The sequence below is a fragment of the Niallia tiangongensis genome (genome assembly GCF_044704065.1).
Taxonomy (GTDB): Bacteria; Bacillota; Bacilli; order Bacillales; family Cytobacillaceae; genus Niallia; species Niallia tiangongensis.
Map to the genome: position 1 here is coordinate 4389932 of NZ_CP162613.1, position 12941 is coordinate 4402872.

At 35.9% G+C, this 12941-nt stretch carries 12 protein-coding genes; 9 read left to right on the plus strand and 3 right to left on the minus strand.

Annotated features, from left to right (window positions below; translation table 11 throughout):
* Positions 1–407 precede the first annotated feature (407 nt).
* The 7 genes from AB3U99_RS20800 (at position 408) to AB3U99_RS20830 (ending at position 7583) form a co-directional block, all read left to right on the plus strand.
* Positions 408–728, plus strand: coding sequence for a DUF2294 domain-containing protein (locus AB3U99_RS20800; protein WP_400243660.1), 321 nt, complete (start codon positions 408–410; stop codon positions 726–728).
* A 429-nt stretch (positions 729–1157) separates the two neighbouring features.
* Positions 1158–2207: an ABC transporter substrate-binding protein gene (locus AB3U99_RS20805; RefSeq protein WP_400248139.1), complete on the plus strand. Its 1050-nt coding sequence runs from the start codon at positions 1158–1160 to the stop codon at positions 2205–2207.
* Positions 2208–2224: 17 nt separating this feature from the next.
* Positions 2225–3172 (plus strand): nucleoside hydrolase, encoded by a 948-nt coding sequence (locus tag AB3U99_RS20810; RefSeq protein WP_400243661.1) that lies wholly within the window; start codon positions 2225–2227, stop codon positions 3170–3172.
* Between the two features lie 4 nt (positions 3173–3176).
* A complete protein-coding gene (locus AB3U99_RS20815) occupies positions 3177–3998 on the plus strand; it encodes an ABC transporter permease (protein WP_400243662.1) in 822 nt (273 codons plus the stop codon).
* A 6-nt stretch (positions 3999–4004) separates the two neighbouring features.
* A complete protein-coding gene (locus AB3U99_RS20820; protein ID WP_031540039.1) occupies positions 4005–4793 on the plus strand; it encodes an ABC transporter permease in 789 nt (262 codons plus the stop codon).
* Positions 4794–4805: 12 nt separating this feature from the next.
* The gene (locus AB3U99_RS20825; RefSeq protein ID WP_400243663.1) at positions 4806–5864 is read left to right on the plus strand and encodes an ABC transporter ATP-binding protein; all 1059 of its coding nucleotides are present in this window, start codon (positions 4806–4808) and stop codon (positions 5862–5864) included.
* Positions 5865–5876: 12 nt separating this feature from the next.
* Positions 5877–7583, plus strand: coding sequence for an adenine deaminase C-terminal domain-containing protein (locus AB3U99_RS20830; RefSeq protein ID WP_400243664.1), 1707 nt, complete (start codon positions 5877–5879; stop codon positions 7581–7583).
* Between the two features lie 253 nt (positions 7584–7836).
* Here AB3U99_RS20830 and AB3U99_RS20835 read toward each other — a convergent pair whose 3' ends face one another.
* Positions 7837–8025 (minus strand): hypothetical protein, encoded by a 189-nt coding sequence (locus AB3U99_RS20835; RefSeq protein ID WP_400243665.1) that lies wholly within the window; start codon positions 8023–8025, stop codon positions 7837–7839.
* A complete protein-coding gene (locus tag AB3U99_RS20840) occupies positions 7955–8116 on the minus strand; it encodes a hypothetical protein (protein WP_400248179.1) in 162 nt (53 codons plus the stop codon). Before AB3U99_RS20840 ends, AB3U99_RS20835 begins: the two co-directional genes overlap by 71 nt.
* Positions 8117–8389: 273 nt before the next feature.
* On the opposite strand from AB3U99_RS20840, the gene AB3U99_RS20845 reads away from it, so the two are divergent.
* Both AB3U99_RS20845 and AB3U99_RS20850 read left to right on the plus strand, forming a co-directional pair.
* Positions 8390–9034, plus strand: a complete 645-nt coding sequence (locus AB3U99_RS20845) for a hypothetical protein (protein ID WP_400243666.1) — start codon at positions 8390–8392, stop codon at positions 9032–9034.
* 44 nt (positions 9035–9078) lie between these two features.
* Entirely contained in the window at positions 9079–9945 is an 867-nt protein-coding gene (locus tag AB3U99_RS20850) for a metal-dependent hydrolase (protein WP_400243667.1), read from the plus strand.
* 324 nt (positions 9946–10269) lie between these two features.
* On the opposite strand, the gene AB3U99_RS20855 is transcribed toward AB3U99_RS20850, so the two are convergent.
* The gene (locus AB3U99_RS20855) at positions 10270–12933 is read right to left on the minus strand and encodes a beta-L-arabinofuranosidase domain-containing protein (RefSeq protein WP_400243668.1); all 2664 of its coding nucleotides are present in this window, start codon (positions 12931–12933) and stop codon (positions 10270–10272) included.
* Between the last annotated feature and the right edge of the window lie 8 nt (positions 12934–12941).

Genomic DNA, 12941 nt, shown 5'->3' on the forward strand with positions numbered 1-12941 from the left:
GGATAAGTCACAGGTTATAGTAAAAAAATGGATGTTTACTACCTTAGTTTTGGTGTTTTCATTTTTTCTTAAAAATATGGATAATTCAAAACTGAAAATTCAGAACTTATTTATGCGACACTAGTGTAAAGTTATGAATATATGAAATTTTACTAATATTAAAACTGATACTAAGAACTCTCCTCTGTTCCTGCTAGTAAGCTCTATAGGGAATCAAAAGAACCGTCCCCCCCCCGATCCCTCAAAAACTAAAAAAGTTCGCTTTTCACTCTATTTTCTCAACACGAAAAGACAAATTAATATTTTTATCGTCAAAATCCGCACATTTTATTGAAATACTCAAAAATAATATGTATAATAACCAATATCAATAGTTTGGCAGGTGATTTATCATCGATGCAAATGAAATGAAGAAATTTTTATCTCATGTGTACAATAAGATTTCTAAGGAATTATTTGGTGCTGGTACAACATTACTGAAGGTGACAATCGATCATAATGTTATCACACTTCATGCGAAGCACCCTCGTGCATCACGCTCTGCTGCTCTGGAAGGAGAAGTACCGAGCCTTAAACAAGAGGTTGACTTTCATCTGTCCTTACTTTTTAAGAAAAAGCTTAAAGAACAACTAGAAGAAACGACAAATTGGAATATCGAAGCGATTCTTAGGGATTATGATTCTTTCACACAGCTTGCTTTTACAAACATTGTATTATCTAAAAATTAAACTTGGATTTCTTCTTGGATTTATCTAAGCAGAACGCCGATATATACAAAAGATAAGTTTAATCTTTGTTTACAAAGAAAAGACAATCTTAAGTAGAAGGATAATTCTATTTAAGCTTGTCTTTTTTTTATTAGGCCATTTTCTAAAAGATTGTTGTTTTCTCAATAGGAAAAAAGAATTAGTTGGAAACAATTAGCAGCCGGAATACACGTAGACTCCTGTGGGATTAGCGAGACAGTCTTAAGACCCTGCAGGAGCGTAGCGACGAAGCGGCTAAAGCGCGAGCCCCACGGAAAGCGAAGTGTATTCCGGCTGCGGGCGATAGCAACAAACTTTAGAAAATAGCCTTTTATTATTATCAACGCTAGCAAGAAAGATAGTCATTAAACCATTAACAAACAAAATCATTTGGAGGGTTCAAAAATGAAAATGAAAAAATTAGTTAGTGCAGTTACAGCTTCATCCTTCTTACTATTAGCCGCTTGTAGTTCAGATGACACAGCAAACAGCAGCAAAGAAACAAAAGAAAAATTAGTTGTCTCCACTTGGGGATTTAATGAAGATTTCTTCCGCAACGAAATATATGCACCATTCGAAAAAGAAAATAATGTAGAAATCGTTTTAGATACTGGCAATAATGCAGATCGATTAAATAAAGTAAGACAAGGAAATTCAGATGTAGATGTCATTTTCCTATCTGACTATTATGCACAACAAGGAATTGAAGATAATTTATTTGAAACAATTGATCGTAGTAAGCTTTCTAATCTAGACAATATTTATGAAGCAGCCAAAGCTCCACTAGGCGAAGAATATGGTCCAGCCTACACTATTGCTCAATTCGGAATTGCTTACAATCCTGATGAAGTAGCAAATCCAATTACTTCTTGGAAAGACCTATGGAGTGAGGATTTAAAAGGAAAAATAACGATTCCTAGCATCACATCCACAACAGGTCCAATGATAGTGGATACAGCTTCCTTAGTTAGTGGTGAAGAAACATTTAATGAAAACAAAGCCTTTGAACAATTAAAAGCTTTAATGCCAAGTGTTGTGAAAGAATATGGACAAACATCTGAATTTGTAAATATGTTTGCTCAAGGTGAAATCGCTGCAGGTCCAATAATGGAAATGTATTTTGCAGATTTACAGGAAGCAGTGCCTAATGCTGAATTTGTTACACCAGCTGAAGGCGGATATGCTGTTATGAATACAATGAACGTAGTAAAAGATACAGATCAAAAAGAACTTTCCGAAAAATTCATCAACTATATTTTAGGAAAAGAAGCACAAGAAAAATCAGCAAAGAACAAAGTAGATTCACCGGTTAATACACAAGTTGAATTAACAGAAGAAGAAGCAGAAGGATTAACATATGGAGAAGATGTTATCGCAAGCTTACACACATTAGATATGAAATTTATCAACGACAACCTAAAAAGTTGGATCGATCGCTGGAATCGTGAGCTAGTTCAATAATAGAAAAGAGGGTCATCATGAAAGAGAAGCTAATATTGGATGTAGACACTGGCATTGATGATGCAATTGGTATTCTACTAGCCGTAAAGAGCAACGCATTTGATATTTTAGGGATTACAACCGTTAACGGCAATGTCTCCCTAGACCAAGCAACGACAAACACATGCAAAATACTAGATTTAGTAAAAGCAGATCATATCCCTGTTATCAAAGGTGCTGCCACTCCCCTACTTCGGGAGCCCTTCTTCGAACACCGCATTCACGGAGAAGATGGTTTAGGCGGAGCACTAAAGGAGGCAGCTATCACTCATCCTGTGAGTGATGGCTTTGCCCCTGATTTTTTGATTAATTCTATTCTTAGCTTTTCCGGCGAAGTAACATTAGTGCTTACTGGACCATTAACAAATTTAGCATTAGCAGTTAAAAAATGTCCGCAAATTACGAAGCACGTAAAAGAAGTTATTTTCATGGGGGGAGTAGTAAAAGGACCAGGCAATGTTACCCCAACTGCTGAATTTAACAGCTATGTGGATCCAGAAGCAGCCAAAATTGTTTTACACGCAGGCTTTCCTTCTATAACGCAAGTTGGTTTAGATGTAACAAGAAAAGCATTATTGACGAAAGATCATCTTGAATACATTAAAGATGACACATTAAGAGAATATATTAGTCAAAGTACAAACGATTATCAACAGAAATATTTTGACCGTTATGGAATCCATGCTTGTGCGATGCATGATCCACTAGCTGTTGGAATTGCAATAAACAAAAGAATCGTGGAAACTCAAAAGTATTTCGTCGATATTGAAACAAAAAGCGAGTTATGTGATGGTCAGCTCATTTGTGACTTTCAAAGTCGCCTAAAGAAAAAAGTAAATTTACAAGTTTCCTTAAAAGTGGATGATCATGCCTTCTTTCAGATGTTTATAGACATTTTAAATGGTCGCTTTGAGGAAAGGGAGTGACGTCTTGAAAAAACGATATTTATACTTACTCTTACTACCAGGTGTATTATTTTTAACGATATTTTTAGTGATTCCAATTCTTTCGATGATTGGTACAACCTTTCACGACGAAGGTACCTTTAGTTTACAAGGATATATCGATTTCTTTAAGGATAAATATTTTATCGATATCCTTCTTACTACTTTGCGGGTAAGTCTACTAACTACCTTTATCTGTATTTTAATTGGCTTTCCAGTTTCCTATTATATTGCAAAGCTTCCTAGCAAAAGAAAAGCCATACTCTTGTTGTTTACGATTTTTCCATTGCTGACAAGCCCTGTCGTCCGCTCGTTTAGCTGGATGATTATCATTGGAAAAAATGGTGTGCTAAATAAAACGTTATTGAGCCTAGGTCTTATTCAAGAGCCTTTAAATATTTTATATACACCAAACGCAATTATTATCGGACTTGTTCACCTCTTTCTTCCATTAATTATCGTAACACTCGTTGGTGTAATGGAGAATATCGACAATGATTTATTACGCGCATCGGAAAGTCTAGGTGCTTCAAAGATTGCGACCTTTATGAAAATCATTGTGCCATTATGTGTTCCAGGTCTTGTAATTGGGAGTATTTTAGTGTTTGTAGGAAGCTTTACCGCGTATACAACACCAGCCTTACTAGGTGGCAAGCAACGAGTGATTTCCACTTTTCTTTATCAAAATGCAATCACACTAAATGATTGGAAGCTTGCCTCTATTGTGGCAACGATTATGATTGTTGTTACCTTTATCATTATTGCCATCATGAACGGTGTTGCAAAAAAACTAAATCCAAAGGGGTAAACGTGTATGCAAGAGAAACATAGAGGATTGGCCCTCTTTACGATCCTCGTTTTTATTTTTTTACTTGGGCCACTTGTAATAATATCGATTACCTCTTTTGAGAGTGGAAGCATTCTGAAATTCCCTCCAGAAGAGTATTCCTTTAGATGGTATGAAAATATTTTTAAGGTGGAGATGTTTTTAAGCACCTTTAAGACATCCATTATCGTATCTATAGCAGGAAACATTCTAGCATTATTGCTTGGCGTCCCAGCAGCTTATGCGCTTAGCCGCTTCCACTTTGCTGGCAAGGGCATTATCAATGCTATCTTTGTATCTCCGATTCTTATTCCAGGAATTGTTCTAGGTTTTTCCTTTTTACGCTATATTGTTGTGACCTACAACCTTCCTATTTATTTATCCCTATTTATCGGTCATACGGTCATCATGCTGCCATTTATTATTCGCGTCATTTCTTCTAGTCTGGCAAACTTTGATTTTTCTATAGAAGAAGCAGCACTCAGCCTTGGTGCGACTCGAATTGGGACATTCTTTAGCGTAGTATTGCCAAATATTAAGTCAGGCATTATTGCAGCAGTCATGATTGCCTTTTTAGAGTCCTTCAATAATGTGGATATTTCTGTCTATATGACCGGACCTGGTGTAAGTACGTTCCCTATTCAAATGCTGCTATATGTAGAAAATTATTTTGATCCTACTGTTGCAGCCATCTCTGTTCTATTAATGTTCCTTACTGCCATCTTTATGTTTGCAGTCGAAAGATTAATGGGCCTGTCTTATTTCACGAAAAGATAATGGAGGATAAAAATGGCTTTATTTACTTTAGAAAATGTATCTGTCGCTTATGAGAAGAAAAATATATTAGAAGATTTTAATTTAAGCATCGAAAAAGGGAAGCTTGTTTCCTTATTAGGTCCCAGTGGCTGCGGAAAAACAACGACCCTTCGCTTAATTGCTGGATTTTTAGAAGCTAGTAATGGGAAATTTATTTTCCAAGATAAAGATTATACGAAGGTTCCTGTGAACAAACGGAACTTCGGCTTTGTTTTTCAAAACTATGCACTATTCCCCCATCTTTCTATTTTTGACAATATTGCCTATGGCTTGCGCTTACGTAAAATTGGAAAAAAAGAAATCGAGAAACGCGTCCTTAATATGCTGGAAATCGTTAATCTAAGAGGATTCGAACAACGGTTTCCTGGAGAGCTATCTGGCGGACAAAGACAACGCGTGGCAATTGCGAGAGCTTTAGTTATCGAACCAGACATTCTATTATTTGATGAACCATTAAGTAATCTAGATGCGAATCTAAGAGTCAATATGAGAGTGGAGATACGCAGAATTCAGCAGGAACTAGGAATTACGACCGTTTACGTATCCCATGATCAAGAGGAATGCTTCTCTATTTCAGATCAAGTTGCGATTATGAATAAAGGGGTAATTGAACAATTAAGCGATCCTGCGACCATTTATAAGTATCCAGAAACGAAATTCGTCGCTGACTTTATTGGCTTTAAAAACTTTATTGCTTTTGATAAACGAACAGATCACAAGGATCATATTGAACTTGAAAAAGCTGGATTGGTATTTACGATAGATCGTCATGAACATATGAAAAATCCAAATAAAATGATTGGTGCGGTCCGTCCCGATGATTTCATAATGGAGCCAAGTACAACAGCTATTCCTACAAATGGGATGACTGGAACAATCAAAATCACAACATTCCTCGGCAGGAGCTATCAATATGTTGTTCAAACCGCGCTAGGTGACTTTACGATCAATAAAGAAATGGTTCAGCCATTTAAAAATGGACAAGAAGTAACGGTAATTATTCCAAAGAATCAAATGGTCCTTGTGGAATAGAGGAGGGTTTTTATGCCAGTAGATACACTTGTTTTAAATGGAACGGTGTTTAACAGTTATTTTAAACAATTTAGAAAAGAAAATATCGCTATGAAAGATGGAAAATTCTTTTATATCGGGAAAAAAGGCAAAGAATTTTTCCAAGCAAGCGAGATTGTTGATGCTGCTGGAAAATTTATTGTACCAGGCTTAATTGATATTCACTTGCATATCGAAAGTACGATGGTAAGTCCTGCGACTTTTTCCTATGCGTTAATCAAAAATGGGGTAACGACGATTGTTCCAGAACCACATGAAATGGCCAATGTGTTTGGCATTGATGGTGTAAAAGAAATGATAAAGGCAAGCAAAGCTGAAGTGGTCGATATGTTTTATGGCATCCCAAGCTCCGTTCCTGCAACTTCCATGGAAACAACGGGAGGCGCAATTGAAATAAAAGATATTGAAGAATTAATGCAGACAGAATCGATTAAATGCTTAGGCGAAATCATGAATTACTATGATGTTCTTACAAAACCTGATTGCAAAACCAATCAAATCCTCGCTTACGTTCGTAAGCACTATCCTGAACTAATCATCGAAGGACATGTGCCAAAGCTATTGGATGATGAGCTACAAGGAATCGCATTTGCTGGTGTTGGCTCCGATCATACGCACCAAACAGTCGAAGGAATGAAAGAAAGAATCGCAATCGGCATGTTTTTAGAAATCCAAGAGAAATCAATGACACCAGAAGTAATCGATTATCTCATTGAAAATCCAGTAAAAGAGCATTTTTGTTTTGTGACGGACGATGTGATGGCAGATTCTCTTCAAAGAAAAGGTCATTTAAATGTATTGCTAAAGAAGGCTATTTCAATGGGAATGTCTTACGAAGATGCGATTTATGCATGTACTTATACCCCTGCTCAGAGGATGAGAATGTATGACAGAGGAGCTATCGCACCAAGTAAAATAGCTGATTTTGTGATAGTTAGTAATTTGGATGAATTTTCAATTGATGCCGTTTATAAAAATGGTGTAAAGGTCTTTGATCATGAGCTACCATATGTACAGGACGCTGTTTCTAAACAATTCCCTGCATCCTTCTATGAAAGTGTGAAGCTATCTCCATTACATGCAGAAGACTTCGAGGTTCAAATGGACACGGTAAAAACGAATGTGACCGTTCGCACCATTCATGTACAAAACGGCTCAACTTTTACAGAAGAAAGACAAGACACACTACCTGTCAATGCTGGCAGATTACAATGGATAGATAGCTCTTATTGTTTAGTGAAAACCTTTGAGCGTTATGGAAAAAATGAAAATAAAGCACATGGACTAATCGGTGGAGACATCCTAAAACGAGGTGCTGTCGCAACTACCTACTCCCATGATAACCATAACCTGTTAGTCGTTGGGAAAAATAAAGAGGACATGCAGCTCGCTGCAAATGAAGTCATCAAAAACCAAGGTGGCATCTGCTGTGTCTATAACGGAGAAATCCATTCGATGGTACCATTACCGGTCGGCGGCATCCTCTCTGAAGAACCTTTAGAAGTGATTGCAGAGCAAGTTGAAGAATTAACACTCGCGTTAAAATCACTAGGCTACGAACATTACAATGTAATCATGTCCCTTAGCACCCTTTCACTTCCAGTAAGCCCAGCCTTAAAGATTACAGACTTTGGGCTCATTGCAGTAAATGAAGGAAAAGTTGTTTCGTTTGAGGTTTGAGAAAAAGCGAGAGAGACGATTCTAGCATTAAAGACTCCTGTGTTTTATCACTTTCAAAGTAAATCTATTAACTTTTGATTGCTTTGAACCTGTTAGATTTAGCAATCGCAAGGATACTGAAATTAGTTATAAGAACGCCCTATATATACTAAAAAACGAGGACAGCGCTTAAAAAGGGACGATGTCCTCGTTTCTTTTATAAAATAAAAATTACATGCCTCACCTATAAAACTATTAAAATCGTTACTTACGACTAAAGCTGTTTTTTCACCCAAACCTTCACTTCGCCTTTGTCACGATTCCCCCACATAAAATAGGGAATAGCAGTCAATGTGACTTCTTCTAAATAGGGTCTCTTAAACGAATATAAGTCAGCTGAATAATCTTGTAGACGTGAACCAGTCAATTGCATGACTAGGCTCTGTATCAGGAAGCTGGTCATTTAAAGCTTTCCATTGATAAGGGATAACGCTTTTCGTTACTACATCTTGATAGTGCTTCCAAAAGGATCCAGTCATCTTTACATTTTGCATGATCAATTCTCCTATTCATTATTTGTTAGTTTCTAATAATAATGAAGCTCTATTTATATTATTCATATTTAAGAATTCGTTTTCAATATAAAGCAAACAAGTTCTATTATTTCTCCACCTACTTACATGATATGTCCACCTTGTGCAGAGATATTACTTTCTAAGGCTATATATCCTAATTACATGTCCCCCTTCCCTCAACCTCCAATAAATTGCTATAATGGAAATAAAGTTAAATATTGCTTAAATTATATATGTATTGGTGATGATTTTATGAACAGAATACTATGGGCTACTTTTGTTTTTATTGTGTTATTTTCAGGATTGGCAATAATTAGTACATTAGAAGTGTTAAATCAACCAGCTATCAATGGGATTTTTTCGATACTGCTTTCGATTTTTATTATTTTTCTATTAGATAGCTTCTTACATCTACTCTCTAATAGAGAAACTAGATGGAAAAAAAAGCATTATAAAAGCCTTTTAGAATGGATGGATGATGGAGGAATAGGTGACAAAAGGCTAGAGCAAAGCCTTTTTAAGGACCTCAAGCCAAAATTCAATCTAGTCGATAATCTTGAGCTTATCCAAGAGACATTTACAAAAATCGATAAGGAAAAAAGAGAGCTACTACTAGCATACTTCAAGGCACAAAGAAACTCGGTCACTCTTAACACTACATTTATGGCACTATTTTCTACTATATTTAGTGGAATCCTTTTATACCTCATTCAAAATCCGGGACTATTTAACACAGAAGTAAAGGTAAATGAAGCATTCGATTTTATTGTAAAGTTATTTACTTGGTTATTCTTCTTTATTATTGTGATGTATCATCTTGTAAAAATGAATAAGGGAACATCCACCAAAAATGAACTATATATTGAAATATTAGAAAAAATAAAGGAAAGATACTAATCTTAAATAGAAATATAACTGCTTCATTTTTTGAAAGGGGAAATATGGATACTATCACACATACTTTATTCGGTGTCGGAATTTATCAAAGTGTTAATAAGGAAAAAAGGAGTAAGAAAGAGAAATATGCCCTTCTCCTTACTTCAATAGGAGCCAGTCAAATTCCTGATATTGACGTTATATCACAGCTTTGGGATACTACTGGGCAATATCAGATGTGGCATAGAGGAATTACGCACTCTATTTTTCTAGCTCCAATTTGGGCACTATTCTTTTACATCATCAATCGTTTTATTTTTAAAATAAAAGGAATCCAATCGTACTTTATCGCACTGCTTGCGGTATTTATCCACAATACTAGTGATTTGTTTAATGCGTGGGGAACAGGTTACCTCGAGCCTTTTTCAACTGTTCGATTAACCTTTGGAACTGTTCCAATTGTTGATTTAGTTATCTGGTTTATCTTTTTACTAGCCTTTGTCACATCTAAGATTTATCCAAAAGTAAAGACACATCTAATATTCCGAATTGGTTGGGTGTTAATTGTGCTTCATATCGCTATTCAATCTGTACAAGGCTCAATTTTATACAAAAATTATTACGAGGATTATCAGGAGCTTGCACTTTCCGCTAGCTTTATTCCTTGGCATTTTACCATCATTGGCAAAAATGACGATACAGTAGATATCATCAATGATTCTCTTCTATCAAAAGCTGAATTTGTAGAGCGAATTACCTCTAGCAGTAAAGCTGACCTCGATTTGTTATTTGCAGAAAATCCTGCTGCAGCTACTCTTTATAAATGGTCCCCCTTTGTTGTAGTGGTAGATGATAATAATAGAATCGGCATATACGATCCACGATTTTACCGCAATGGTGAATCTTTTTTAGGGGAGTATTTGGATAAGTAGTGTTTTTTATTTTCTCTGACATTGTATTCCTATTAAAAGAGCCTCTAGATAGAATGGACTTTTCAGCACAAAATTGACTTCATATACTTTCTTGACTATAAAAAAAGACCATTCAGTGATAGAATTTCTGAATTCCTCACTGATTGGTTCTTTTTTTACAATTATCATGCTCCTATTAAAAATGAAGCAAATACATTTCTAATCCTTTATAAGCGGGAATATAATGTCCATTGTCAACAACCCACGACTGAAGTCACGAGGGTTCTCGGCTAAAGCCTAAAGAGGTCATATGCTTCTTCTAAATCTATTAAATAATCGCTCACTTCAGCCATCTATTTTTATTTTATACTCTAACATTGTTTCATAATCTGCAGCTACTGTAGTAATTTTCATCACTTGTGTAGCTGTTAATTCCCTTGGCTGCTTTTCATCAATTAAAATATTATTGACGTATACAAGAACTGCTGGATCAACATCTATCTTAGTTAGAATTTTGCTTGTTTCCTTTTTAACTGTATACATTTTTGTATTGGGATCAAAATCTGGTTCTAGAATACCTCTGCTAATCTTCAATCCTTTCATCCTAGCCTCATTAGAATAAGCTAACGAATTACGTAGCGTTATGCCAAATAATCGGCAGCTCTCTTCCCCCTTAGGTGCCATAAAGGTTAGCTTGATTTTATCCTCTTTCCACTTATTCTCTATTATAAGCTTTTCGGATAGTAATCCCTTTTCTGGAACGTCTGGGACGGTAATCATTCGTTCCCCTTCATTTTCATCATTCATTCTTAAAATAATGGACTTACCTGCATCTTCCGCTATGAACTTTAATTCTAAAAAGATTTCAGAAATATTTTCGTCGACATTGAATAAATAGCTAAATTTACCATTTCTTTCAGCGACCCGATATCGATGTCCCCACCAACTGCTTACCGTTGATTTTTCTTTTTCTAAGTGTTTGGCATATTCGGAGTTATTATCGTCAAAATTATATAACTGATCCATAATGAGACTATTTTCACGTTCCCGTTCTTTTTGCTTTTTGATGACAGACTGGGCAGATTCAGAATCTTTTTCTTGCAACTGAAAATAGATCCCATATCTTTCTCCATGCATTTGATAATAGGGGGAAAAGATTAACTCTTCTTCAATATCTTTCACCTTAAAGGCAATTATTTTATTCGCCATTTTTACTTCTTCTAGTCTTAAGGATAAATTGCTTTTCCATTCATCTATTGGCATTCTTGTCGTTAATGTTGTGACTGCTAATGGATCCTTTGTTGCGACACGAACTAATACTCCATTCGGCATATCTTCCCAAATTTTATCTTTCCCAAGATGAGCGCTTAAAACATACGGCCCATAATTCAAGGAAATATAATCTTTGTTATCATTTGTACTAATAAGTTTTATACGATAATGAAGGGTAAACTCGATATGAGCCTCTTCCTCTACAATTATTTCCCAAAAACCATTTGTCGCCTGAATCGTCTGCCCTATGCCATTTATAGTGAATTTTTGATATTCCGAGACCCATTCGGGCTGCCGTAAACGTAGATTAATGGGCTCAAACGTAGTTACTTCTTGCCTAATAAAATGAAGGGATACTTGACCTGTCGACCGATTTACCTGTTGTATTAGTTTCACATTAGCATTGGGAATACTTACTTCATTTGTAAAATACAGATTCACGAAAACCGTATTATCCTTAATAAAATAGAATGTATCAGACAACTTCGAAAAACTCTCTATCCCTGTTCCTATACAGCACCAGAACTCATCGAATGGGCGATTATAAACTTTATTGTATCCAGCTCCCATTGGTTGAAAATACATCATCATGCCATTGTCTGGATTCTGCGAGGCAAGAATCGCATTGATATAAGTCTTCTCATAATAGTCAAGATACTTCTTATTACCGGTAACTTTAAAAAGCTCCCGTGATAGCTTCAACATATTATGCGTATTACACGTCTCACACGTGCAATCCCCATTTCGGAACTCTGCATCATGAAATAACATATTCGCTTCATGGAAATGTTCGCTCTGACTATTTCCTCCAGTACTATATATATGGTACTTAATAACAATATCCCAAAAGTTTTCTGCAGCTTTCAAGTACATAGGTAGATTTTCTACCTCCTCATGTAAGAGAAGGCCAGACGATTCAACATCTTGTAACGTTGTATATCTTTTTAGTGCACCAATAAACTTCGGAATCATCGTGTTTGCATGTTTCCCTGCTAGCACATCTTTATCATCAGCTAATTCCTTAAATAACTGAACTTCGTCAAAATAACCTGCAGCAATCAAATGCTCTTTTCTTTTCGTAAGGGAGAATAATTGATATAAACCGTCATTCATCCCACCGTATTCAATGGTTAACATTTTTTCCTTATTTGGCATTCTTAACATGCGTTGATAAACATAATCCCCAAACGCACTAGCAGTTTCTAAAGCCGTTCTTGCCAGGTCAGGAGAAGTAGATTGCAATGCTTCATATGCAGCTGTTAGACCAGCTAAAATTTTATGCAAATTGTACCAAGGGACAAGTACATTTTCTTTTTCCTTGGGATCTACAGGGAATCCTTCCACTTCATCTAATGCTATCTCTCTAAATGCGGAAACATAGCCATAACTATTGGGATGTTTTTTTCCGTATTCGATTTGAGCACTACTTAGCCCTTCTATGGCAATCAATAATTTATTACGTAATTTCTTTCTAACCTCTTCCTCTTTTACCGTTCCTAGTGCCAGTGAAAGAGAAGAAATATAGTGACCAAAGAAATGTCCGCGAAAATTCATTTTGTCACTTCTTTCCCACCCTTGGTACCCCTCTTCTGTCATTGGATCTAGCTCTGCGACTTTATAGATTTCATAAAGAAATCGCTCTGGTTCAAGCGATAGTAAGTAATTAACACAGTTATCTTGCGCTCTTCGTAATTCTTCATCCTTAATAATTATCTGTTCCGTTGGAATCGCTCGCATGTATATCA

Excerpts from the sequence above, each read along its gene's own strand:
- AB3U99_RS20820 (WP_031540039.1), top strand. The coding sequence starts at position 4,005 with ATGCAAGAGAAACATAGAGGATTGGCCCTCTTTACGATCCTCGTTTTT.
- AB3U99_RS20805 (WP_400248139.1), top strand. The coding sequence starts at position 1,158 with ATGAAAAAATTAGTTAGTGCAGTTACAGCTTCATCCTTCTTACTATTA.
- AB3U99_RS20850 (WP_400243667.1), top strand. The coding sequence starts at position 9,079 with ATGGATACTATCACACATACTTTATTCGGTGTCGGAATTTATCAAAGT.
- AB3U99_RS20810 (WP_400243661.1), top strand. The coding sequence starts at position 2,225 with ATGAAAGAGAAGCTAATATTGGATGTAGACACTGGCATTGATGATGCA.
- AB3U99_RS20800 (WP_400243660.1), top strand. The coding sequence starts at position 408 with ATGAAGAAATTTTTATCTCATGTGTACAATAAGATTTCTAAGGAATTA.
- AB3U99_RS20835 (WP_400243665.1), bottom strand. The coding sequence starts at position 8,025 with ATGACCAGCTTCCTGATACAGAGCCTAGTCATGCAATTGACTGGTTCA.
- AB3U99_RS20830 (WP_400243664.1), top strand. The coding sequence starts at position 5,877 with ATGCCAGTAGATACACTTGTTTTAAATGGAACGGTGTTTAACAGTTAT.
- AB3U99_RS20840 (WP_400248179.1), bottom strand. The coding sequence starts at position 8,116 with ATGCAAAATGTAAAGATGACTGGATCCTTTTGGAAGCACTATCAAGAT.
- AB3U99_RS20855 (WP_400243668.1), bottom strand. The coding sequence starts at position 12,933 with ATGCGAGCGATTCCAACGGAACAGATAATTATTAAGGATGAAGAATTA.
- AB3U99_RS20845 (WP_400243666.1), top strand. The coding sequence starts at position 8,390 with ATGAACAGAATACTATGGGCTACTTTTGTTTTTATTGTGTTATTTTCA.
- AB3U99_RS20825 (WP_400243663.1), top strand. The coding sequence starts at position 4,806 with ATGGCTTTATTTACTTTAGAAAATGTATCTGTCGCTTATGAGAAGAAA.